This window comes from Pantoea sp. BJ2 (genome assembly GCF_040255075.1).
Lineage (GTDB): Bacteria > Pseudomonadota > Gammaproteobacteria > Enterobacterales > Enterobacteriaceae > Pantoea > Pantoea leporis.
In genome coordinates this window covers 109886-134301 of the sequence record NZ_CP158293.1, presented here as the reverse complement: position 1 = coordinate 134301, position 24416 = coordinate 109886, and the positions used below count along the sequence as shown (strand labels likewise).

At 57.7% G+C, this 24416-nt stretch carries 20 protein-coding genes and 1 riboswitch; of the genes, 9 read left to right on the top strand and 11 right to left on the bottom strand.

The features are described from left to right. Nucleotides 1–28 precede the first annotated feature (28 nt). The 3 genes from AAF463_RS20215 to AAF463_RS20205 form a co-directional block, all read right to left on the bottom strand. Nucleotides 29–796 carry a 3-oxoacyl-ACP reductase gene (locus AAF463_RS20215; protein ID WP_350262319.1) on the bottom strand — a complete coding sequence of 256 codons (768 nt, stop codon included), beginning with the start codon at nt 794–796 and terminating at the stop codon, nt 29–31. 114 nt (nt 797–910) lie between these two features. Next, nucleotides 911–2359: an acyl-CoA reductase gene (locus AAF463_RS20210; protein ID WP_350262318.1), complete on the bottom strand. Its 1449-nt coding sequence runs from the start codon at nt 2357–2359 to the stop codon at nt 911–913. Next, nucleotides 2356–3438, bottom strand: a complete 1083-nt coding sequence (locus tag AAF463_RS20205) for a long-chain fatty acid--CoA ligase (RefSeq protein WP_350262317.1) — start codon at nt 3436–3438, stop codon at nt 2356–2358. The genes AAF463_RS20210 and AAF463_RS20205 overlap by 4 nt, the downstream gene beginning before the upstream one ends. Nucleotides 3439–3539: 101 nt before the next feature. After that, nucleotides 3540–3667: riboswitch (TPP riboswitch) on the bottom strand. A gap of 123 nt (nt 3668–3790) precedes the next feature. Here AAF463_RS20205 and AAF463_RS20200 point away from each other — a divergent pair. Both AAF463_RS20200 and AAF463_RS20195 read left to right on the top strand, forming a co-directional pair. After that, entirely contained in the window at nt 3791–4057 is a 267-nt protein-coding gene (locus tag AAF463_RS20200; protein ID WP_350262316.1) for a DksA/TraR family C4-type zinc finger protein, read from the top strand. 336 nt (nt 4058–4393) lie between these two features. Next, a complete protein-coding gene (locus AAF463_RS20195) occupies nt 4394–5083 on the top strand; it encodes an NYN domain-containing protein (protein WP_222234109.1) in 690 nt (229 codons plus the stop codon). Between the two features lie 175 nt (nt 5084–5258). On the opposite strand, the gene AAF463_RS20190 is transcribed toward AAF463_RS20195, so the two are convergent. Genes AAF463_RS20190 through AAF463_RS20165 form a run of 6 tightly spaced genes read right to left on the bottom strand, consistent with a single transcriptional unit; the run spans nt 5259 to nt 12809 of the window. Then, a complete protein-coding gene (locus AAF463_RS20190) occupies nt 5259–6485 on the bottom strand; it encodes a M20/M25/M40 family metallo-hydrolase (protein ID WP_350262315.1) in 1227 nt (408 codons plus the stop codon). Between the two features lie 10 nt (nt 6486–6495). After that, nucleotides 6496–8133, bottom strand: coding sequence for an ABC transporter ATP-binding protein (locus AAF463_RS20185; RefSeq protein WP_350262314.1), 1638 nt, complete (start codon nt 8131–8133; stop codon nt 6496–6498). Continuing rightward, nucleotides 8133–8960, bottom strand: coding sequence for an ABC transporter permease (locus AAF463_RS20180; RefSeq protein WP_277975218.1), 828 nt, complete (start codon nt 8958–8960; stop codon nt 8133–8135). The genes AAF463_RS20185 and AAF463_RS20180 overlap by 1 nt, the downstream gene beginning before the upstream one ends. Continuing rightward, nucleotides 8953–9900 (bottom strand): ABC transporter permease, encoded by a 948-nt coding sequence (locus AAF463_RS20175; protein ID WP_110867133.1) that lies wholly within the window; start codon nt 9898–9900, stop codon nt 8953–8955. The genes AAF463_RS20180 and AAF463_RS20175 overlap by 8 nt, the downstream gene beginning before the upstream one ends. A 9-nt stretch (nt 9901–9909) precedes the next feature. Beyond that, the gene (locus AAF463_RS20170; protein ID WP_350262313.1) at nt 9910–11508 is read right to left on the bottom strand and encodes an ABC transporter substrate-binding protein; all 1599 of its coding nucleotides are present in this window, start codon (nt 11506–11508) and stop codon (nt 9910–9912) included. Nucleotides 11509–11528: 20 nt separating this feature from the next. After that, on the bottom strand, nt 11529–12809 hold the full coding sequence (locus AAF463_RS20165; RefSeq protein WP_350262312.1) for a M20/M25/M40 family metallo-hydrolase: 1281 nt from the start codon (nt 12807–12809) through the stop codon (nt 11529–11531). Between the two features lie 79 nt (nt 12810–12888). Here AAF463_RS20165 and AAF463_RS20160 point away from each other — a divergent pair, with 79 nt between their 5' ends. The 3 genes from AAF463_RS20160 to AAF463_RS20150 all read left to right on the top strand — a co-directional run bounded on the left by AAF463_RS20160 (nt 12889) and on the right by AAF463_RS20150 (nt 14281). Next, complete coding sequence (locus AAF463_RS20160) at nt 12889–13659, top strand: GntR family transcriptional regulator (protein ID WP_350262311.1); 771 nt, start codon at nt 12889–12891, stop codon at nt 13657–13659. Between the two features lie 130 nt (nt 13660–13789). Continuing rightward, a complete protein-coding gene (locus AAF463_RS20155) occupies nt 13790–14023 on the top strand; it encodes a YgdI/YgdR family lipoprotein (RefSeq protein ID WP_007885913.1) in 234 nt (77 codons plus the stop codon). 27 nt (nt 14024–14050) lie between these two features. Then, nucleotides 14051–14281, top strand: a complete 231-nt coding sequence (locus AAF463_RS20150) for a YgdI/YgdR family lipoprotein (protein WP_350262310.1) — start codon at nt 14051–14053, stop codon at nt 14279–14281. A 71-nt stretch (nt 14282–14352) separates the two neighbouring features. Here AAF463_RS20150 and AAF463_RS20145 read toward each other — a convergent pair whose 3' ends face one another. Next, nucleotides 14353–15144, bottom strand: coding sequence for a MipA/OmpV family protein (locus AAF463_RS20145; RefSeq protein ID WP_350262309.1), 792 nt, complete (start codon nt 15142–15144; stop codon nt 14353–14355). A gap of 124 nt (nt 15145–15268) precedes the next feature. Here AAF463_RS20145 and AAF463_RS20140 point away from each other — a divergent pair, with 124 nt between their 5' ends. From AAF463_RS20140 to AAF463_RS20125, 4 genes are all read left to right on the top strand, one after another. Beyond that, on the top strand, nt 15269–15964 hold the full coding sequence (locus AAF463_RS20140) for a response regulator transcription factor (RefSeq protein WP_350262308.1): 696 nt from the start codon (nt 15269–15271) through the stop codon (nt 15962–15964). Further along, a complete protein-coding gene (locus AAF463_RS20135) occupies nt 15961–17145 on the top strand; it encodes an ATP-binding protein (RefSeq protein WP_101761261.1) in 1185 nt (394 codons plus the stop codon). Before AAF463_RS20140 ends, AAF463_RS20135 begins: the two co-directional genes overlap by 4 nt. Nucleotides 17146–17234: 89 nt before the next feature. Then, complete coding sequence (locus AAF463_RS20130) at nt 17235–18380, top strand: efflux RND transporter periplasmic adaptor subunit (protein ID WP_350262307.1); 1146 nt, start codon at nt 17235–17237, stop codon at nt 18378–18380. Continuing rightward, on the top strand, nt 18377–21442 hold the full coding sequence (locus AAF463_RS20125; RefSeq protein WP_350262306.1) for an efflux RND transporter permease subunit: 3066 nt from the start codon (nt 18377–18379) through the stop codon (nt 21440–21442). The genes AAF463_RS20130 and AAF463_RS20125 overlap by 4 nt, the downstream gene beginning before the upstream one ends. A 36-nt stretch (nt 21443–21478) precedes the next feature. Here the strand turns inward: AAF463_RS20125 and AAF463_RS20120 are convergent, their stop codons facing one another. Continuing rightward, the gene (locus AAF463_RS20120) at nt 21479–24178 is read right to left on the bottom strand and encodes a cation-transporting P-type ATPase (RefSeq protein WP_350262305.1); all 2700 of its coding nucleotides are present in this window, start codon (nt 24176–24178) and stop codon (nt 21479–21481) included. Nucleotides 24179–24416: the final 238 nt, after the last annotated feature.

Genomic DNA, 24416 nt, shown 5'->3' with positions numbered 1-24416 from the left:
CGATCGCCATAAATGGCGACCGTACGGTTCAATTCATCACTAATCCGCCATCGACGTACAACGTTTGTCCAGTGACAAATTCACTCCAGTCGGAGGCGAGAAACAGCACCGGGCCGGTAACATCTTCCGGTCGCGCGATGCGCCGCAGCGGGGTTTGCGCGGTGAGGAGATCACGCACCGCTTCGCGCGTTGCCTGGCTGGCATCGGTGGGATATACCAGACCGGGCGCTACGCAGTTCACGCGAATCCCCAGCGGGCCCAGCTCCGTCGCCAGCGTGCGGCTAAAGCCGGTCAATGCCGCTTTCGCGGTGATGTAATCGTGGTAAGGCACTGAAGGACGCGCCACCAGATCGCTGGTGAGATTAACGATACTGCCGCGCACGCGCGCGCGCATTAACGGCAGCGCCGCCTGGCAAACGTTATAGGCGGCTTTTACCGCGCCATCGAACTGCGACTGATAGCCCGACCACGACGTTTCCCAGAAACGTGAACGATTTTCAGTGTCGAAAACGTAAGGTGCGAAAGCGTTGTTGATCACCGCATTGAGGCGACCTGTGGCGGTGACGATCTGCTCCATCATCGCGTTGACCTGCTGCTCACAGGTGACGTCGGCAACAATAGCCAGCGCATCGCCGCCCAATGCGCGGCACTCCTCAACCACGCCCGCAGCAGCAGCTTCATTGCGCAGATAGTTCACCACCACAAACGCGCCCTCAGCGGCGAAGGCTTTAGCGATCGCCGCACCGATACCGCGACTTGCGCCGGTCACCAGAACTGTTTGATTGGAGAATTTCATTTTGGCTCCAGGTTGATATGGTCACGCAATATCTTTAGCTGCGCGATTTATCGCGCGCAGCTGATTGATGCGCAATAAATTGCACCGCTACGGTATGTGCGATCTGTTACCGCGTCACTCCGCATACGGTGCGTAACGCTCGGCGGTCGCTTCTGCGCCCTGCTCGATCTCCGTGATGGTCACCAGATCGAGCGAACTAAAACGTCCATCGTGATGCCAGCCCGCTTCCGGCGAGGTCATATTGCCGAACGCCGCGATGCGCGTAACGCCCACTTGCCCGAGCAGAGCCGAAATGCCGAACAACGCCTGCGGCGCGGCCGCCACGCCTGCGGTTTGCAGAAAATGCCGCTGCGGCGCCACCAAATCGACCACTTCCTCCAGCGCATCCACGCACACCACTTTCAACGTTCGGCCCAATGCCGCCGGCGATAAAGGCTCCGCATGATCAACGCTCACCACTGCCCAATCGTCTGCCGCCTCGCCGTAAAGCCTACGATCGCCGCCCAGCGCGCGAATCTCCTCGCCATTACGCCACGCGGCAATGCTGTTGATCTCTTCGCTCGCCAGCGGACGGCGCGGATGCTTGTGCGCCAGCGCGTCAAGTTCATGGGCGATATAGCTGGCGAACTCATCCGGCGACACCTTGCCGCCGCGCTCGACAAACAGCATTTGCGGCGAATAACAACCGGCCTGGTCGTAACGCATCACGTCATACGCCACGCGACGCGCCAGCTCCGCGCCCTGTCGTGCATTCAGCGCCGAACGCGCCACCATTCCGAAGCTGATTTTGTGGCCGTGCGGCAGAAAGCGCGTGGTAACCGGCAAACGCTGTTGGATCGCCGCCAGCGTTGAATTTCCGCCATAAGCCACCAGCGCATCGGGCTGACGCAGCCACGTTAGTTCGGTTTGCGCATCGCCGCCTTTCCACCACACCACCGCGATACATTCGCCCAGTTTCGGATCGATCTCCGCCAGCAACTGCGCGAACCAACTTGCCATCAGCGGCTCATTGCCCGGCAGTTTACCGATGGTGCCCGCCTTAACCAGCAGACCGCAGATCAAACTCCACAGCGGCAAGCCCGGCACGTTGCCCGCCCAGATATGCATTAACAATTGCGGGCCAAATGCGCGCGCAAAGCCGCCTTTAGGGCGCGGCTGGAAATCGTCGAGCATCTGCGGATCGGCGAAATCCTCCGCCAGAAAGCGCTTTAACTGCGGTTGACGAAAGGTTTTCAGATAGCCGGTAAGGCCAAGCCGCACCATCTCGGCATCGTAACCGGTGACGATGGGCAGCAGCTTTTCGGCCTTGATGCGCACTGGATGATGACGATCGAGCAGTCGCGCCACCGCTTCATCAATGATGCCCATGATCTGCGCCACGCTCAGCTGCTGGAGATAAGCGCGGGCGTTGGTGCGGATGCGCGCTGCGAGCGCCTTAATCTGCGCGTCATCAAGCTGCGGAACGCTAACCTCGAGGCGCTGGCCACGATGATTGAAACTCAGCGTGTGCCAATGCACTTCGTCAGCGGAGAGGCCCGGCAGATGTCCGGCAATTTCTTTCACGACTGTGCCTGCGCGCTGGCGAGAAACGCTTCCATGGTCAGCGAACAGCCTTTGGCATCAGCGCCGGTCGCGCGTCCCAGCAGATGGAATCCACCGGGCACCCTCACGCCTGCATCTTCCGTTAACAAGGCGGACACCGAGTTGAAATGCGCCAGATCGTGATGCACCAGCACGCCAACTTCGCCGTCCGGCACATCATCACCGGTAAGCGGATTGACCACGCGCGTGCGGATCCAGTGCGGCCCGGATTTCACCGGCGGGCAGCGCTCATTGCCCGCGTCGTAAAACTGCGTGCTGATTTCCGTCATGCCGTACATGTTGATGCAGTGGGAACGCGGAATGCCGAAGGCGTGAGAGAGCGAAGCGTAGAATTCTTCCGCACCCATCTCGCGCGACTGGCCTTTGAAACCGCCGGTATCAAGAATGCGGCTGCCTGCCGGCAGCGCGAAGCGGCGTTTTTGGCGCTGCATGTCATCCAGCAGAGGCACAAAGCTGTAACTGGCGCCCAGCAACGCGTAGGGTTCGCCGCCCGCTTCGGCTTTCTCCAGCGCACTGAACAGACGACTGGTTTCGAGGCCATGTTCGCCCACCATTACTTCGCTGTCCGGCGTGCCACACTCCTGCAGCGCCAATTTAAGATAGGTCGCCAGCGAGGAGTTCGGCATCGCCACGGTATCCGGGAACAAAATGCCCATGCGGATGCGATCGCGGCCCGCCATAAAGCGACGGCGGAAGTTGAGCAGCATCGATTTTTTCCATACCTCCAACGTCGAATGGTAACTGCGCCCTTTTACCGTGCCGGTGGTGCCGCTAGTCATGAAGATCTCGGCAATTTGTTCGGTGGGACGGCAGCTGAGCGTCAGATCTTTGAAGGCATTAATCGGGATGGCGGGAATGTTGCGCCAGTTTTTCACCGTCAGCGGCGTGCGTCCGCGCTGAGTGGCGAAGCGGCGATAAGGGGAATTGTGTGCGAACTGATAAGCGAAGATTTCGAGGGCCAGCTGGTTGAAGTCGTCGTCTGAGCTATCTTCGCGCTGCAGGAATGTCAGCAGAGCCTGGATGATGTGTGTTTCGTTCATGTGCGTCGCCACCTTTGCGATTGCGCAGAGACTCTCAGGCAACGCCTGAAGAGCGCGAACTGTCCGCTACAAAGCACAAAGAGGGAATCAGGGCGCGATATCGCCCTGCGGTTCCGCATCCCTACGCCGGTATTAGCCGGATCAGGTTCGGAGGGTCACTACGTTGCCCGCGCATACACGCCAGCCGGTAGAATCTCAGCCCCTTAACAGAGCACCCCTTGGAACAAGCCGCAGTCTAGGATGGCGCGCGATGATGTGTCAACCATGTTAAATACGCGTGAAAATTTGAGCTGCCCGGCACAAATCACGTCATGTCTTATACTCAGAGCATGAGTATTTGCGGAGGTGAAGTATGGCTGGCGGTTGGTCAGAAGACGGTGCGGTGCACAAACAAATTGATGCCACGATAGATGATGCGGTGGCCCGCGCTCGTGAAAATCTTGGGCACGGTGAAAGTGCTGAATTTTGCGACGAGTGCGGCGAACCGATCCCGGAAGCGCGTCGCGCAGCATTGGCTGGCGTGCGTTACTGCGTGAATTGCCAGAGCAAGATCGATAAAAAACAGGCGGCGATCAGCGGTTATAACCGCCGTGGAAGTAAGGATAGTCAGTTGAGATAGTTATTTAAATTAGCAATTCAGGTTAATGGATATTTTAAAATTTCATTTGCACTTGTTACTTTTAATTAGAATTACCATTAATCTGAAGCAAGACCATTCGCATATCTCCTGATTTTCCAAAGTTAAATACTGCAGCACTATTGCTGAAGCCGAAAGAAGAGCCTAATTTTACAAAATTTATGGCTTAGATTTCACCTTGAGCAACTTGAGTTTAGCCAGTAATGCTGATAAGTTAGCTACACAACTCAACCCTGTACGCAGCGATTCAGTTCGCTGGCCGTTAGGGTGAAAAAACCGGCTCAGGCCGGTTTTTTCGTATCTTAAGGAAGGATAAGAGTGCGTACTGCAGTTTTTATTGACGGATACAATGTATTTTATGGACTGCTGGCAGGTACGCCTTATAAATGGCTCAACTTGTCATTGCTGCTGTCGCATATATGCCGGGTACAGGATCCGACTGCCATAATTGAAACAGTAAACTATTACACCTCCTCGGTTATTCCCCATCTCGCCACACGCGGCATCGAATCCCGACACGCTCAGGATACTTATATTCGCGCGCTGAAGACGACCGGAATTAATATATTTACCGGACGTCATCGGCTTGAGCACGCTCGGGCTCCGCGTTTCATCAGTAAAAGCGTGCCAGCATCACGCTTGGATAAGGTGGATATCTGGGAGCTGGAAGAAAAAGAAACCGATGTGAATATTGCCATCAGTATGTACCGTTTATTTGCAAAACAGCAGAAGTTGGCAACCGAAGAGAGAATCGCGCAGCTGGTGTTAGTTTCAGCTGACACCGACATGACGCCAGCACTCAAGGCTATTCGCGAAGATTTTCCCGACGTTCGCATCGGGATCATTTTGCCGCACCGCCAGGGCAACGTACGTGGTGTTCCGGGTTCACTGCAGAATCATAGTCACTGGATACGCAGAACGATCACCAATGAAGAGCTTGATGCATGCCAGTTTCCTGTTCGGGTTGCGACGCGTAAAAAACCTGCGGTTAAACCCGAATATTGGTAAGCATCAAACCACGCCATTTGATGCGCCTCGCGGTAAATGGCATAGCTCGCGATGCTCTCCGTGGTGGCCTATTTCATATCGAAACGTAATGCGGGAACGGTTAGTGATAAATCATTCAGTTCAACGTCCTGCGTCAGGCTAAATCCTATCAGCTCTCAAAGCGCTTAAACCTGCATTACGCGACCTCAACCGGATGACAAATCTCCAGAATGGCCAGCAGATAGATGCGCACCATGTCGAGGAATTCACTGATTTCAACGCGCTCATCCGGCATGGTGTTGTATTTGCCGCCTGGCCCACAGACGATCCCTTCCATGCCCGCATGCTGATAGAGATGTGCCGCATCGGTGCCGAAGAACGCCGGAGGCGTGATCACGCCGGTGGGCTGTTCGGTGCCGCGCACGGTTTTCCAGCCGCGATTCACCGCTTTGACGATGGCGGATTCCGGTGACACTTCGAACGGTAACATGGTGGGTTTATCGCGGATGCCATCATCATAAAGCTCGGCTTTCAGGCCCGGATAGCGTTGGCATAAGGCATTCAGCAGCGCCTGCAGATCGGCGAGCACACCTTCCACCGTTTGTCCTGGCGCGAAACGTGCCGAGCCTTTTAAGCGCACAAAGTCAGCCACCTGCGGCGGTCGCCACTCTTCCAGATCGCGGCCTAACGCGCCATGCACGGTACCGATATGCCCACGATTAATCTTGCGATGCTCAGCGGTTTTCGCGCCGCTAAAGGTTATGCCGTTAATCTGCGGGATCAGCTCGACGGCGGCGCTGATCGCATCCACCGCTTCTTCCCGTTTTGACAGATGCCGCGTATCGCCAGTGAGCTCAATAGTAAACATCAGCGAACCGGCGTGCATGGTCAGCGCTTGCAGATCGGTGGGTTCGGCATTGATGAAGTAGTCGGCGCGCACACCTTGCTCAATCGCCGCCAGCGTACCAATGCCGCCCTGCAACTCACCCACCACATAGGTCAAAATCACATCGCCTTTCAGCTTTACACCGGCATCAATCAGTGTTTTCAACGCGCAAAAATAGGCGGCATCGCCCGCTTTCATGTTCGAAACGCCGATACCGTAGATAAACTGTTCGTCGATTTTTCCTTCCCAGGGATCGACAGTCCAGCCTTCGGTGACCGGATTGGTATCCAGATGCCCGTTGAACAGCAGGCTTTTGCCGCCGCCGCTGCCTGCCAATCGTCCGATGGCATTCAGCCTGTCGCCGGGCACATTCTGCAGTTCGGTTTCCAGGCCCAGCTGCGCCATCTGCGCGGCCATGTATTTCGCCAATTCACGCTCGCCATCGGTGGCGCTGTAGCTTTTGTGCTGCACCATTTTTGCCAGGAATGAGAGGCAAAAATCGCGATCGATATGATGAATCAACTGTTCAGGCTTCATGTTTCTCTCGTCATGCAACGGACTTGGATAAGTCGGGAATATGCACCGCATCAAGCAGTGCACGGGTATAAGGATGTTGCGCCAGCGCCGTCATGTTGTCGCCGGGCAGCACTTCCACCACGTCACCGCGATACATCACGGCGACACGATGGGCGATTTGGCGAATCAGGTTGAGATCGTGGGTAATAAACAGATACGCGGTGCCGTAGCGGCGGCGCAGTTCCAGCAGCAGCTCGATAATGGTGGCCTGCACCGAGACGTCGAGCGCGGCGGTGATCTCGTCACAAATCACCAAATCTGGCGGATTGGCAAAGGCACGGGCGATTGCGACGCGCTGCTTCTGCCCGCCCGACAGGGCATGCGGATAACGCTGCGCAAACTCCGCCGGCAAACGCACTTCCTGCAGCAGTCGCGCGACCGCCTGCGCTTCGGTTTCACCTGCGGGTAAACCATACAACCGCAGTGGCCGTGCGATGATTTCGCCAATGGTCATGCGCGGATTCAGCGAGGCATCTGGATGCTGGAAAATCATCTGCACGCGGCGGCGATACTCTTTATCCATTTGCGCCCGGCCATGCAGCGCGTAGCCACAAAAGTCGAGCTCGCCGCTGAACGGCACCAGCCCGGTAATGGCTTTACCGAGCGAGGATTTGCCGGAACCCGATTCACCGACCACGCCGAGAATTTCTCCCTGATGAACGGTGAGCGCAACCGCATTGGCGGCGCGCGTGGTATTGGCTTCACGCTTCAGCAGACGATCAAGAAGACCGTGTTTGCCGTAATCGATGGTCAGCTGCTTCAGGCCGAGTAACGGTTGGTTGCCGGGCGCGTCCTGCACCAGCCGGTGCTGCGGATTGGGTACCGCCTCAATCAGCTTGCGCGTATAGGCGTTTTGCGGCGCGCTAAACAGGCTGCGCGTGTCGGCCTGTTCGACAATGCGTCCCTGTTCCAGCACACAGACGCGATTGGCCACTTTGGCCACCAACGCCAGATCGTGCGAGATGTAGAGCGACGCAACGCCGGTCTCTTCGCGCAAACGCTCGTACAGATCGAGGATTTGCGCCGAGCTGATCACATCCAGCGCGGTGGTTGGCTCATCAAAAATCATGCAGTCCGGCTGGCAGGCAAACGCGGTGGCGATCAGGATGCGCTGCTTCTCGCCACCCGACACCTGATGCGGATAGCGGCGCATCATGCGCGCCGGATTTTTAAGTTCAACGTCGTGCAGCAGCGATTCGCCCATCTCCTGCGCTTCACGCGCCGATAAACCGCGATGGCGGCGTAACACTTCGGTGACCTGCTCACCCAATGTCAGCGTGGGATTGAGCGAGGCGCTGGGATCCTGAAAAATCATGCCGAGTTTGGCACCGCGCAGCGCTGTCAGTTTGGCCGCGGGTAAAGTCAGCAGGCTCTCGCCGTTGAGACGAATATCGCCCTGCAGCTCGCGCGCATTGCCCGCCAGCCAGCGCATGATCGCCCAGCCGAGCGTGGTTTTGCCGGAACCCGATTCGCCCACCAGCCCCAACACTTCGCCGGGCATCACCTGCAGGTTGATGTCACGCAGTACCGGTAGCGCATGTCCTTTGGCTAACGCGTAATCGAGGCTGTAATTTTCCACCGACAGCACTGGTGTAAGCTTGTCACTCATCAGTGGCTCCTTGGGTTGAGCACATCACGCAGCCCGTCACCCAGTAAATTAAACCCAATGGCGACCAATGCGATGGCGAAGCCCGGAATCATCATCATCCACGGCGCATTAAAGAAGTAAGCGCGCGCTTCAGAGACCATCAATCCCCATTCTGGCTCTGGCGGCTGCGCGCCCAGCCCCAGAAAACTCAGGGTGGCAAACAGCATGATGGCGAAGGCGACGCGAATGGTGGCTTCCACGATGATCGGCGCCAGAATATTCGGCAGCATTTCTCGCAGAATGATGTAGTGCCCGGCTTCGCCGCGCGCGATGGCGGCGTTGATGTAATCCTGCTGGCGGGCGGCCAACGCCACGCTGCGCGAGATGCGCACCATGCCCGGCACAAAGGCGATAGTGATCGCCAGCACCGCGTTCATGCTGCTCTGCCCAAGCGTGCTGACAATCAGCAACGCAAACAGCAGGCTGGGAATCGCCATCACCGCATCCATGGTGCGCATCATGAACTCATCAAATTTGCCGCCCAGATAGGCGCTGGCGGTACCAAGCACCGAACCGATTACCATCGCCAGCGCGGTCGCCAGCAGCGACAGTAGAATGGTTGAGCGTGCGCCCACCATCACGCGGCTGAAGATATCGCGGCCCATCTGATCGGTACCAAACCAGTGTTCCGCGCTGGGCGGCTTATAGCGCGTCAGGATGGAAATTGATTCAGGATCAAAAGGCGCGACGTGGGCACCGCCCACCACCATCAGCAGCGCCAGCAAGATAATCAGCACGCCAGCGGCACCCTGCGGTGAACGCAGCAAACGTTTCAACATATCAGGCATAGGAGATCCGCTTATCGAGAGTGACATAGGCCAAATCAGCCAGGAAGTTCACCACTGAATAGGTCGCGGCGAGAATCATCACGCCAGCCTGAATGGTGGGCAGATCGCGCGCCTGCACGGCGACAATCAGTTCGCGGCCAATGCCGGGAATGGCGAAGATCTCCTCCACCACCACAATGCCGCCCAGCAGGTAACCAACATCCAGCGCCACAATAGTGATGGTCGGCAACAAGCCGTTGCGCAGCGCATGTCGCCAGAGAATGCGGCGACGCGATAAGCCCTTTAGCCACGCGGCGCGGATGTAATCGGTATGCAACACATCAACCATTTCTGAGCGCACCATGCGCGAGACGTGCGCCACCAGAATCAGCGCCACGGTCACCGAAGGTAGAATCAGGTGCTGGATCCCGCTGACGACGTTCTCACTGAGCGGCACATAGCCGGTGGCGGGCAAAATCTGCCAGACATCAGCAAACAGCAGCAGCACCAGCGTGGCGGTGACGAACTCCGGGAAGGAGATGCCGATATAGGAGATGACACTCACCAGCACATCGGCGGTTTTGCCACGGCGCACCGCCGCCCAGATGCCGAGGGGAATCGCGATGATCAGCATCAGAATTAAGGCGCACACCGCCAGCAGCAGCGAGCGTGATAATGCCGTCAGCAGCGTCGGCGCCACTTCAAGACCATTGCGCATCGATACGCCAAAGTTGCCCTGCAGCGCCTGCGTCAGCCAATGCCAATATTGCTGCCATGCTGGGGCATCCAGCCCCAGACGTTCACGCACCGCCGCTAGCGCTTCCGGCGTGGCGTTTTGTCCCAGCAAGGTGACAGCCGCATCGGCCGGTAGCAGTTGCGTGATGCCAAAAACCAGCAGCGACACCACTAACAAGGTGTAAACCATCAGCAGAAGGCGTTTGAGCAGATAACTTGCTGTCACGTTCGCTCCTTACGCTGCGCGCTTCGGCGCTTTGTCGGTTAACCAGACATGGTCAAGACGGAATACCGCACCGCGCGGATGCAGATGATATCCGCCGACATAATCGCGGCTGGCGGCGAGCAGATCGAAGAAGGTCGGGATCACCGATGGCACTTCGTCATGCATCAGCTGCTGCGCTTTGCCATACAGCGTGGTGCGCTGTGCTTCATCACGGGTTTCACGCGCCGCACTTACCGCTTTATCAAACTCCGCGTTGTTCCAGCGCGTTTCATTCCACGATGCGGTTGAGGTGTAGAGCAGCGAGAACACCGCGTCTGGCGTCGGCTGCATGTTGTAGAAGCCAACGTAGAAGTTGCCCTTCTTCCACACCTGATCGAGATAGGTGCTGTGCGCCATGGTCTGCACGTTGATGCGGAAACCGCCCTGTTTCGCCATCTCGCGCAGGGCGATGCCCAGCTGCGTGCGGGTGGCCGGTTTGTCGGAGGCGATAAGTGTTAAATCGATCCCGTTGGGATAACCGGCCTCCGCCAGCAGCGCTTTGGCTTTGCTGTAATCCACCGCTTTTTTCGCCAGGTTGGCGAAGAACGGATACGCGCCGTTAATCGGCGTGTCGTTGCCCGGTGAACCCAGGCTATCCGCCACGAAATCCACCGACGCCTGACGATCAACGCACAGTGCCAGCGCCTGACGTACCCGCACATCGTTAAACGGTTTTTGGTCGCAGCCCATGTTCACATTGAGGAACTGGCCGGAGGCCACGCGCAGCGGCAGCACGCCGGAAGATTTGGACAGGCGCGCGAACTCGCTCGACTGCGCGCTCAGCATCATATCGGTGTCACCGGAGATCAGCGCGGAACTCTCCGCGATGCCATCGGGATAGACCACCACTTCCACGCCATCCAGATAGGGACGCGCCGGATCGTAGTAATGCGGATTGCGCTTCACCACAATTTTGCGTTCGGGATCGTAGGAGACCAGCTGGAAAGGACCGGCGCCGAACGAGGCTTTGCTCAGCTTGTCATACTGACCTTGCGCGATACTGGCGGGGATGATTTTCGCATCCGGATAAGCCAGCATCACCGGCAAATCGGCGTAAGGCGCATCGGTTTCAATCAAAACCGTGTTGGTATCTGGCGCGCTGACGGCGTTAATCGGCCCAATGTTATGCAGCGCTGGCGAGGCATTTTTCGGATCGAGCAGCGCCTGCAGGCTGGCGACCACATCGGCGGAAGTCAGCGCGGAACCGTCGCTGAACTTCAGGTTCGGGCGCAGGGTAAACGTCCACTGTTTAAGATCGGCGCTGGCCTGCCAGGATTGCGCCAAATCGGCTTCGGCTTTCATCTCCTGCGTCAGACGCGTTAAGCCGCTGTACAGCAGTTCCGCTACCAGATATTCCGGGTTGACGCGCACCTGATGTGGATTTAACACGCCGACGGCTTGATCAACGCTGATGCGCAGCACACCGCCTTTACGCGCCGTGCCGCCCGGCGTGGCGCTCGCCACCTGCGCGGCATGGGCCGAGAACGACCAGGGCAGCATCGCTGCGCCCGTCAGAGCGGTAGAACTGGCGATAAACTGTCTGCGGTTTAACCCTTTCATTGCGCACATCTTCTCTTCCTCGTGATTAGTTAATAACCCTGGGTTGGCTGAAAATCATCGGCGAGATACGCCAGAATGGACTGCGAAAGTGCGATCATATCTGCCAGCGTGGTGTACTCATCGGCGGCATGAATGCGGTTGTCAGGACGGGCGAGGCCGCCGAGTAAAATCTCCTGAATCCCGGCTTGCTGGACCCAGCCCATATCGGAACTGGTGGACGATCCCCAGGGTTTGAACTCGCTGGGTTGGAAGCCAAAACCCTGACTCAGCGCCGCCTGCCAGCGCGGCCAGTGCGGACCGTCCGGATTAGCGACCGGCGCCAGATGGCCAATTATTTGCAGCGTGACGTCGAGCGCGGGGCTGTCGCGCATCGCACTTTCCACACAGTGCGTCAGCTCCTGCCACACCGCGTCAAAGCGCTCTTCCGGCGCGTAGCGGCGGTTAATCAGCAGCTCAAACCGTTCTGGAATGGTTGATCCTTTGCTGCCGCCCTGCGCAGCGGCCAGCGTTAGCAGTGACGTCAACGGTTTGCCGTGATAGTGCGGCGGAGAAGGCATCGCCGAGGTGCGTTGTTCCACCTCGAGCTTCAGCTGATAAAGCGCGTTCATCATTGGCAGCGCCGCTTCAATAGCATTAATGCCGTTAACCGGATCGCCGGAGTGCGCCGAACGTCCGGTGATAATCACTTTGAGATCGATGCTGCCAAAGCAACCGGCCCAGATGCGCGGCACCGCGCCGCCGTTGAAGCTGAGCAGGTGACCGGAGAAAAGCTGTTGTTCCGCCAGATAACGAATGCCGGGATACAAGCCGCCCTCTTCATCGCTACACAGCAGAAATACCGGATTAAAACGCAGCGGGATGGCCGCCGCCTGTGCCGCGCGCACTGCCGCCATCGCGGCAACAATGGTGCCTTTCATGTCTGCCGCGCCGCGCCCAAACAGCTTGCCTTCTGCTGCGGTCAGCGTGAGCGCCGGAAAACGCCAGCCATCGCCGGCGGGCACGGTATCGGTGTGGAAATAGAGATTGCAGTTTTCAGCGGCACCGGCATTAAGCGATGCCAGCAAATTGACACGTTCACCGTACGCGCTGCCGTCCGGTGCCTGCCATAAATGTTCCGGCACGGAGACGCGCGCAAAATGAAAATCCAGCGGTGTTAACAAGTGCGTCATCACGTCAGCAAATGCGCCATAACCGTTGCCCGGCGGGAAGCAGGTATCCACCTCCAGCATCTGTTTGAGGTCATCCGTCATTTGCGCGCCGTCATGAGCAATCATCGCTAATGCGTTGTTAAACCGTGGATTTTTCGTCATAGGATTATCGTCTGTTGTATTTCTATATAGTTTATAGATAATGCAATTCAACGACTGAGGTCAATCGGTAATCGGAAACATGCAAAAAAACTATGACGCGAACCACGCTCAACCTTTCGCCAGACTCAACGAAGGTGAAGGTGCGCCGCTGTACGAAGTGGTCAAGCGCCATATCAGCGAATCGATCCTGCAAGGTGAACTGCCCGCAGGCACGATTTTGCCGAGTGAAAATAGCCTGGCGGCGAAGTTTGGTGTGTCGGTGGGCACAGTGCGCAAAGCGCTGGCGGCGCTGACCACGGAAGGCATGCTGATGCGACGCCGCAAAACCGGCACCGTGGTAACCGGCTGGGCGCCGCTGCACAATCTCAGCCACTTTTTCCAGTATTTTCGCCTGCACGATAAAACCGGCGGATTGCTGCAATCCGATACCCGATTACTGGATTATCAACTGAGTCTTGCCAGCGCCGACGAAGCAGAGAAACTGCAAATTGGTCAGGGCGATGAAGTGATCCGGCTGAAGCGTTTGCGTCGCGTGAAGGGCATCGCCGCGATGCATGAAACGCTGGTGCTGCCCTCGGCGCGACTGGCCGATTTCCCAGCAGCCGATCAGTTACCGCCGCTGCTTTATCGCTATTTGTTTGAGCGCTACGACCTGCGCGTCGCCGCCGTGCGTGAACAAATTACCGCTACGCTGGCGAATGAAGAGGATGCGGCGCTGCTGGAGCTGAGTTTGCCGCACGCCGTGATGGTGATTGATGAAGTGTCATTTGACCAAAGTGCCCTGCCGGTAATTTTGGCGCACCACCGTTTTAGTACTGAACACTTTATGTATGTGAATGAGATCCGCTAAGCGCGCGGCATGAACCGCCATCTGAGTAGGGTTAAACAGCGCAGATGCGCCGGGTTTCTGGCTGTTTCGGGAAAATGTTCTAAGCTATTTAGGTAGTTAAAACTTATTCCACTGAAAGGAACTCATCACGATGAAAAAAACAGTACTGGCAACGGCATTTCTTGGCACTTTTATGGCAATGACATTGACCGCTTGCTCTTCAAATCAGGCGATTAAGACCACCGACGGACGCACGATTGTGACGTCTGGTAAGCCGCAAATCGACAGTGACACGGGCCTTGTTTCTTACAAGGATGCGCAAACCGGTAAAACTGAGCAGATCAATCGCGACAAGATTACCAACATGAGCGAACTGGATAATTAATATCCTTTTAACAGCCTGGAGAGACTAATGAAAAAATCAATTTTGCTTTCTATTACTGCGCTTATTGCCCTGTCCGCTTTAACCGGATGTACGCGTACCTCGTACGCCATCCACACCAATGATGGACGCACCATCTTCACCGATGGCAAACCACAGGATGCTGAAACCGGCCTGCTGGGTTACGTCGATGCCAATGGCGTGAAGCAGCAAATCAATAAAAGTGATGTGAAAGAGATTTCTGAAGTTCCGCATAAATAATCTTTCTCACTCAAACCGCCCGCTGTAATGGATTTCCTTACAGCGGTGCGGGCTTAAACGCCATTCAAATCTTAAAACTTATAGGTCACCGCCGCTGTTGCGGTCAGCTGATTCTGCCTGAACACGATGGGACTGTCCGCCGCGTGATCGTCCAGCCACGTGTAGCCCGCACTTAACGCGCCGCCCCAATGCTGGGTAAACTGATGACTCCATGTCAGATCGGTTTCTACCCCATAAAATCCCGCTGCCGGTGAGTAAGTCGCATAGCCACTTTTCACGCTTTGACGCGCACTGACGCCATACCAGGTTTGCATGTAACGCGCATCCCCAAATAGCACGGACGTCTGCAAGGAAAGGCTATCCTGCTGGCTTTGCAGCGGAATTAACGTTACCGAGGTGCGATAATTCACGCCCTGACTGTCTGTCAGCGGCAGCACGGCTTTCGCTTCGAGGACCAGCCACGGCGAGACCGCCCAACCGGCCGCAATAGCGGTGTTGAGTGTGGCATTGATCGTGCCCATGCCACGCAGCTTGTCAGAACCGTCGCGCCAGTCGGAATCCTTGTCTGCCCTGCCCAGGCCATATCCCAGCGAATGCTCCAGATACAGGCCGCTGTCGTTTTGCAGATCGTAGCCGACCCCCTTTTGCGAATCGACGAAAAAGGCGCCTTTTCTCGCCTGCAACATCGGCACCACTTGCCAGCGTTGCTTGTCCGCGCCGCTGTATGTCGGCGTGGTCTGCGCGCCCACACCAATCATCACGCCATCCTGCGCTGCGCTGTCATCAGCGCGGCTGCTGGTACTGATACTGATACTGACCAGTAACAAACAGCCACTGTACAGCGCCTTTTTTCTCGTTATCATCGTGTCACCTCAGTTACCCATCTGTTTTTAGCCCCTTGCCCGGGCGTTGCGTCACGGATTGGAGTATCCCGAAGCATTGTCAATAACGTGCCAGGGATTTATGAAGAAACTGTCAAGGTGAGCCATGAACAACAGACGAGTATTGGTTATTGAGGATGATGCAGACGCGGCAGACGTGCTGGAAGCCTATCTGCTACGTGAAGGATACGCCGTGGAGATTGCCGGCGATGGGCATAGCGGACTTGAGCGCGTTGAGCAGTGGAAACCCGATCTCATTCTGCTTGACATCATGTTGCCCGGCATGAACGGCACCGAGGTGCTGGCTGCCGTGCGACGCCGCGCGGACACGCCGGTGATTATGATTACCGCGATGACCGACACGCCCGACAGAATCGGCGCGCTGCGCTTAGGCGCGGATGACTACGTCGTGAAACCCTATCATCCGGGCGAAGTGGTGGCGCGCGTGCAGGCGGTGCTGCGCCGCAGCCGGGCGGCCGTTGCGGAGGATGAAGTGCTGCGCTGGCAGGCGCTTGAGGTTAATACCGCCGCGATGACTGCAATGGTCGCGCAGCCAGAGCAACAGCCAACACGTGTTGAACTCACGCCAACCGAATTTTCCCTGCTGGTGACCCTGATGCGAGCGCCGGTGCGCGCACTCAGCCGTCACTATCTGATCGAAACCTGTATGCCTGAAAGCGAGGCGCTGGAAAGGGTGATCGACACCCACGTCTACAACCTGCGTAAGAAGCTCGAAAACGCCGGTTTGTCCGAGATATTACTTAACGTGCGCGGCGTGGGTTACAGGTTCAGACAGCCATGAAAAAGTCACCTCCTCAAACGCTGTGGCGCTGGATTTGCGTGCGTATTTTGACGCTGGCGATCGTCACGGTGATTGCCGTTGCCGGGATTATGTTCCTGCGCTTTGCGCTGCAAAACCTGTGGATCATCCACCATATGCCGCCGGAGATGCGCCAGGAATTTCTGACGCTGCGTGCGCATCCGCAAACCAATCTGCCGCGCTTCCACGAGATCGTTGATGAACGCTGGGGCGTGCGCTACTCCGATCCTTCGGTGGGTGCCGCTGACTGGCTGATGGTGATCATCCTGATTTTCATCATTACGCCGTTTGTTGCCTTCACCGTTCTGCGCAACGCCCGCCCGCTGGCGTTGCAGTTTAGCCACCTGAAAAAAACCGCTGATCGGGTATCCGAAGGGCAGTTTGGTTCCGCCGCCACCATTGTAAAAAGCGCGCCGGCGGAGCTGTTGCACTTCGCACACGACTTTAATCGCATGAGCCAGCAGCTGGCGCTCTACGATCGTGAACTGCGCGCCTCGCACGTGGCGCTGGCACACGAACTCCGTTCGCCGCTGACGGCCGCCATTGGCCGGTTACAAGGTCTGCTGGATGGCGTGTTTCAGCCCGAACCGCAGCAGCTGGAGATGATCATGAAACAGCTGCGCCACATGAGCCGACTGATCGATGAGCTCCACCTGCTGTCGCTGGCCGACGCCGGACAACTCAAGTTGGATCTGCATGAGATCAACCCCGGAGAACTGGCGCGGGAGCGCGTGGCCTGGGTGCGACCGCAAGCCGAAGCCAGCGGCATGATCATCAGCGTGGCAGCAGACAGCACGCTCACCTGCCGCGCCGATCCCTTCCGCCTGGGTCAGGTGTTTAGCGTGTTAATTGAAAATGCCTTGCGCTATGGCAAACCTGCGGGCCAGTTGCAGATTACTGCCCGCGCGGTGCCGGGAGGGTGCAGCATCGAATTCAGGGATGATGGCCCCGGCGTGGCGCCTGAATTTCTGCCCGAGATGTTTGAACGCTTCACGCGCGGTGAAACCTCGCGCGCGCGCCACTCAGGCGGCAGCGGGCTAGGCTTGTCGATCGCTCGCGCCATCTGCGCGGCGCACGGCGGCAGGATCAGCGCCAAACTACCCAAAGAGGGCGGCCTCAGCCTGGCGATTTTCCTGCCGGACGTCAGTCCGGCACCGTTTTAAGCGCTCTTGACAGGATCTTGACTCGCCGTACAACGAATCTCGACAGTTCGCCGTTTTAATGGCGCCAAATCCTTGTACGGAGTGGCGCCATGACTGACTCTTTCACCGGCCTGGTCAAACAGGCCGCCGACCATCTTATCGATGCACAACGCCTGATAACGTTACTGCCATTGTTGCCCTGCATGGTGGTCATCGCCTTGTCGCTGACTGCCTGCGGGCCACGCGATCCCTTACCACCCGCGCCTCCCCGACCGGTAAAATTCATCACCGTGAAGCCCGCCCTGCATGGGCAACAGGTGCAGATGACCGGCGATATTCATGCCCACGACGAAACATCATTGGGTTTCAGGCTGGATGGGCGGATTCTGACGCGCCCTGCCGAAGTGGGCGATCGTGTTGACGCCGGTCAGGTGCTGGCAACGTTAGAGAGCAGCACTACCGCCAATGCGTTACGCAGCGCGATGGCGGACACCGACAGCGCGCGGGCAACTGAACGCGTTGCGGCGCTGAATCTACATCGTATGAAACAGTTGATGCCTTCCGGTGCGATTGCACGGGCGCAGCTCGACAGCGCGCAATCCGATTGGCAATCCGCTGCGGCGCACCTGCAAAGCAGCGAAGCCGCACTCAATAGCGCGCAGGAAAATCTGCGCTGGACGCAGCTAACGGCTCCTTTCAGCGGCGTGATCACCGCCGTCAGCGCCTCTGCCGGACAGGTCGTGAGCACCGGTCAAACGGTGATGTCACTGGCAAGCGGTGCGCGGCGGGATGTGGTTCTGGATGTGCCTTTCCCGGCAGCATTTTCCTCGCTCCCCAGCGATGCCTTTCGCGTAACTCTGCTCTCTTCACCGGCGATCACCGCGCAGGCGCATCTGCGCGATATCAGCCCGCAGGCCGACCCGCAAACGCGGACCTGGCGGGTTCGATTAACGCTAGACGATCCACCGCCAGCGATGCTGTTGGGCGCCAGCGTCAGCGTGGCACTACCGGAGAGCGATCCCCGCACCTTTATCCTTCCTGCATCCGTGCTGACGCGCCTGGCGGACAAGCCGGCGGTGTTTGTGCTGGATGCGCAGCACGGCAAGGTCACACGCCGCACGGTGGTGATTTCCCGCTTCACCGCCAGCGAAGTCTATATCGCCAGTGGTCTCACGGCAGGCGAAAGCGTGGTCACGGCAGGCGTCAGCACACTGCGCGATGGCGAAGCGGTTGCGCGGGGAGATGAGCAGCCATGAGTGAACCTTCCGCTCGCGATAAATTCAACCTTTCCGCCTGGGCGCTGGCTCATCAACAGCTGATGGCTTTTCTGATGCTGATGATCCTTGGCGCTGGCGTGCTCAGCTATCAGGCGCTGCCGCGCAACGAAGATCCCGCCTTTACCATCAAAACCGCCGTGGTCTCCGCGCAGTGGCCCGGTGCCAATCTCGACGATACGGTGCAACTGCTGACTGAACCGCTGGAGAAAAAGCTGCAGGAAGTGCCCTATCTGGATTACGTGCAGAGTGAAACGCATCCCGGCAAAACCGTTATCTTTGTCAATCTGCGCGACAGCACGCCGCCCGGCAAAGTGCAGGACATCTGGTATCAGGTACGCAAGAAAATGCAGGATGTCAGCTCCGCGCTGCCTGCGGGCGTTGCGGCACCGGCGGTCAATGATGATTTTGACGATACTTTTGGCACGATTTACGGTTTTACTGCTGAAGGATTTAGCACGCGTGAACTGCGCGATCGCGTTGAGTCGATTCGCGATCGGCTGATGAGCGTACCGGATGTCGGCAAAATTACGTTGCTCGGCGTGCAGGAGGAGCAGATTGTGGCGAGCTTCTCTCCGCGCACGCTCGCGGGAATGGGCCTGAGCCTGCAACAGGTCACCGATGCCTTGCAGGCGCAGAATGCCTTGTCACCCGCAGGCGTCATTCGCACCGACAGCGATAACATCGCGCTGCGCGTCAGCGGTGCCTTCAACTCGGAACAAAGCCTGCGCGCCGTGACGCTGCACATCAACGATCGCTACATTCCCCTGACCAATATCGTCACGCTGACGCGTGTGGCGGCGGAACCGCCAACGCCGCTCTATCGCGTCAACGGTAAGCCAGCGATTGGGCTGGCGATCTCCATGGCGCCGACCGGCAATATGCTGGATTTTGGCCACGCGTTAACGGACAAAATGTCGCTGATTGCAAGCCAACTGCCGCACGGAATTGAGGTAACGAAAGTGGCGGATCAGTCGCGGGTGGTCAACGACGCGGTCAGCGGATTTGTGCGGGTGCTCGGGGAAGCCATCGTTATTGTGCTGGCCGTCTCTTTCGTCTCGCTCGGGCTGCGTGCCGGTTTAGTTGTGGCTGCGGCAATTCCTCTGGTGCTGGCGATGACCTTTACCGGCATGATGCTGGCGGGCATTGGGCTGCAACGCATTTCCCTTGGCGCGCTGATCATCGCGTTGGGGTTGTTGGTGGATGATGCGATGATCACGGTGGAGACCATGGTCGCCCGACTCGAAGCCGGTGATTCCCGCTGGCGCGCCGCTACAGTAGCCTTTGAAACCACCGCATTTCCGATGCTCACCGGCACGCTGGTGATGATTGCCGGTTTCATTCCCGTCGGCTTCGCCGCGTCCGGCGCGGGGGAGTATTGCTACTCGCTGTTTGTGGTGGTGCTGATCTCGCTGCTCAGTTCATGGGTCGTTGCGGTGCTGTTCTCTCCGCTGACCGGCAGCTGGATCCTGTCATCAAGGCCAGGTAAACCGCACGCTGAGCCCGGTTGGTTGCTGCGCCTCTATCGCCGTCTGGTTTCACAGGTGTTACGCCATCGAGGCTTGACGCTCGGCCTGGCCGGCGCATCGCTGCTGCTCGCCATCTGGGGCATGAGCCACCTGCAGGGCGAGTTTTTCCCGGCATCCGATCGCCCGGAGCTGCTGGTCAGCCTCACGCTGCCCGCGAATGCCTCGCAGGCGCGCACCTTAAGCGTGGTAGAACAGCTCGAAGCGAAACTCAGCGGCAACACCAATATCGACCATTTCTCCTCCTATAGCGGCAGCGGCGCCGTGCGTTTTTATCTGCCGATGGACGTGCTGAACGATGATGAAAACATCGCCCAGCTGGTGGTGGTAGCCAAAAATCTGGCGGCGAGGGATCGGTTCAAAGCTGAACTCGATCGCCTGCTGGCACGCGATTTCAGCGATGTGGTGACGCGCGTATCGCCGCTGGAACTGGGTCCGCCGGTTGGCTGGCCGATCCGCTATCGCATCAGCGGGCCGCACTACGAGCGGGTGAAACAGTATGCGGAAAAGCTGGCCAGCATCCTCGGGCAATCCCGCGCGACGCGCAGCGTAAACCTGACAGCGGGCGAGCCGGAACGCGTCATCACCTTTGCGGTGAACCAAACCGCAGCCCGCGCGGCTGGCGTCTCTTCACAGGATATCGCGCAGCTGCTGAACCGCGTGTGGTCCGGTCAAAGCGTGACTACCGTGAGAGATCATAACCGGCTGGTTGATGTGCTGTTGCGCGCCAACGATGCTGACCGGCTGGATTTAACGAGCCTCGCTGCGCTGAAACTGAGCACCGCAGCAGGCGCGAAGATTGCCATCGGCCAGGTTGCGACACTGCAGTGGGGATTGCAGGATCCGGTGATGTGGCGTCGCCAGGGTTTTCCCTATGTGGTGGTACAAACTGATGTGGCGGCGGGCATGCAAGCGGAGACCACATCCGCGCAGCTCAGCGCAGATGTCCAGCAGCTGCGTGCCGGATTAGCGCCGGGTTACACCCTTGATGAAGAGGGCACGGTTGCCGAATCAGATAAAGGTAACGGCTCAGTGTTTGCCGTTTTGCCGGTAACGTTGTTTGTCATGCTGATACTGCTGATGGTGCAGCTGCAACGCGTATCGCGCATGTTGCGGGCATTGTCGATGGCGCCTTTTGGACTGCCTGGCATTGTTCTGGCGATGCTGCCCAGCGGCACGCCGATGGGATTTGTCGCCCTGCTCGGTATGATTGCGCTGGCTGGCATGATCATCCGCAACGCGGTGATCCTGATCATGGAAGCCGATAGCAATCTACGTGCTGGCATGTCGCGCAATGATGCGGTAAGCCAAGCGGCTGAGCATCGTGCCCGCCCGATTCTTCTCACCGCCTGCGCTGCGATTTTAGGCATGATTCCCATCTCGCATCAGGTGTTTTGGGGGCCGATGGCCTACGCCATCATTGGTGGATTGCTGGTGGGAACGCTGATGACGCTGACGGTGTTGCCCGCTGCGCTCAGTCTGGTGATGCAGCGTGAATCAGCGTCTTCCGCCGAATGAAAAAGGGTTGGCTGGCATTGCGCCAGCCAACATACGTTAACGTGCCAGGCGCCAGCCGCGTGTCAGGCGCTTCTCTATCTCCACCAGCACAAAGATCCCGGCGCTCACCGCCAGCGAAATCAGCCAGTATTTGAACGGCAATGGCGCGGTGCCAAACAGCGTATTCATCAAGGGAACATAGATAATCATCGCCTGCAGCGCGATAAGCACCACGGTGACCAGCCAGATGCCACGATTTTTCAGCAAGCCGGCATCCAGCGAGAATCCGTTACTGTTGCGGCAGTTCAGCATGTAAACCCACTGCGCGGTGACCAGCATCTGCAGCAGCACGGTGCGGATGAACTCCGGCGTGTAGCCGCGCGGCTGGAGCCAGGCTTCCAGCACAAAGGCGCTAATCGAAATCAGCAGGCCGACGAAGATCACGCGCCAGATGGCGTAAGCGTCCATCACCGGGCTGCGTGCGTTACGCGGCGGGCGGCGCATGATGTTGCGCTCTGCCGGTTCAAATGCCAGACCAAACGACAGCGTTGCCGAGGTCGCCATGTTCATCCACAGAATCTGTACCGGCGTTAGCGGCAGCAGGTTGCCCATCAGAATCGCAATGATGATCAGCAATCCCTGCGCGAGGTTGGTCGGCATGATAAACAGAATGGTTTTCTTCAGGTTATCGTAGACGCGTCGGCCCTCTTTCACTGCCGCTGCGATGGTGGCGAAGTTGTCGTCAGCGAGGATCATATCCGCCGCCTCTTTGGTCACTTCAGTGCCTTTGATACCCATCGCGATACCAACGTTGGCTTGCTTCAGCGCGGGCGCATCATTGACGCCATCACCGGTCATGCCGACGATTTCACCGCTGCTCTCCAGCGCTTTCACTAGACGCAGCTTATGCTCGGGACTGGTACGGGCAAAGATGTCGTACTCACGCGCCGCCACGCCCAACTCGGCATCATCCATATGTTCCAGCTGATAACCGGTAATCGCAGAATCGCTGTTACCAATGCCCAGCATCTGGCCAATCGCCATCGCGGTTTCCGGGTGATCGCCGGTGATCATCTTCACGCGAATCCCTGCCTGCTGGCAGTCGCGAATCGCGGTGATGGCCTCCGGACGCGGCGGATCCATCATGCACGCCAGGCCCAGCATCTTCATGCCGTTGCGTAAATCCTGATGATCGATGTGGTGCTGCGCTTCCGGCAGCCAGCGCCACGCGGCGGCGACGGTGCGCAACCCTTCGCTGGCGTAGGTGGTGATCGCCGCTTCCCAATATTCGCGATCAATCACTTCCGCATCGGTAGCACCCTGCTGCTGCTGACACAGCGACAGCAACACATCAGGCGCGCCGGTCATCAGCAGGCGCGGTTTGCCATCAATCAGGCAGCTCACCGCCATGTATTTGTAGGCCGAGTCAAACGGCAGCTTGCTCAGAATCTGCACCTTGTCACTGTGAATGCCCGCCTTGGCGGCCAGCACTTTCAGCGCACCTTCGGTTGGGCCACCCACAATGCCCCAGTTGCCGTGGGCATCCTGACGCAGCTGGCTTTCGTTACAGATATCCACCACCTGCAGGAAGCCCTGCATCAGCGCATCGCTCTGCTGGCCCGCTTCAAGCGTGAATTCGCCTTTGGGTTCATAGCTGTTGCCGCTGATGCGCCACTGGCTGTTCGCCAGCACCACCGCTTTCACCGTCATCTCGTTCATGGTCAGCGTGCCGGTTTTATCCGAGCAGATCACCGTCATGGCACCGAGCGTTTCGACCGTCGGCAGCTTGCGAATGATGGCGTGATTGCGTGCCATCGACTGCACGCCAAGCGACAGAATGATCGAAATAATCGCCGGTAAACCTTCCGGCACCGCCGCTACCGCGAGGCTGATCACCGACAGCAGCAGCTCCGTCACCGCGATGTCGCGCAGCAGATAACCAAACACAAACAGCGCCGCCATCATCAACATGATGATGCCGAAGATGGCTTTTCCGAGTTTGTCGATCTGCACCAGCAGCGGGGTTTTCGCCTCTTCAATCGAGGAGATCATCGCATTGATGTGGCCCAGCTCGGTGTCGCCGCCAGTGGCGATCACCACGCCCAGCGCGGTACCTGAACTGACGGTGGTGCCGGAATAGGCCAGATTCAGGCGATCGCCGAGCCCTTTTTCACCTTCAAGTGCCACGGTGTTCTTTGATACCACCGTGGATTCGCCGGTCAGAATCGCCTCTTCGACGCGCAGATTGTGCACCTCGAACAGCCGCAAATCCGCCGGGATCTTATCGCCTGGGCGCAGCATTACCACATCGCCGACCACCAGATGCTGCGTAGCGACGGTGATCTGCTGGCCATCGCGCAGCACCATGGCATCGCTCGACATCATGTTCTGGATGCTTTTCAGCGACTTTTCGGCGTTGCTTTCCTGAATGAAGCCGATCAGGGCGTTGATCACCGCCACGCCGAGAATCACAAAGGTATCCACCCAATGGCCCATCACCGCGGTGATCACCGCCGCAGCCAGCAAGATGTAGATCAGTACATCTTTGAAATGCGCCAGAAAACGCATCAGCAGTGATTTTTCCGCCTTTTGCGGCAGCACGTTCGGCCCGTCGGCGTCCAGTCGTTGCTGTGCGTCGGTGCTGCTCAACCCCGCGGGTGAGCTGTTGATGGCTTTAAATACGGCGGCGTTATCCTGCTGATAATAGGGACGCGCGGATGCTTCCGGACGTTTTGGCTGAATAGGAATAACGGTCATAATTAACCCCGTGACAGTGAATTGAAAATAAAAAAGCGTGCGAAAATAAAAACCACATTTTAATTATATTTTCCCGAAGCATACTGACCGTGGTCATGTTTTTACCGATTCAGAAGTGTGATGCTAATAGTGATAGCACTGATTGCGCAATGTTATTATTTAAAAGCAAATAGAAAGGCACATGACACATATTAATTTTAGTTTCATCTCGAAATGTATTAATCATAGGGGGAATTAT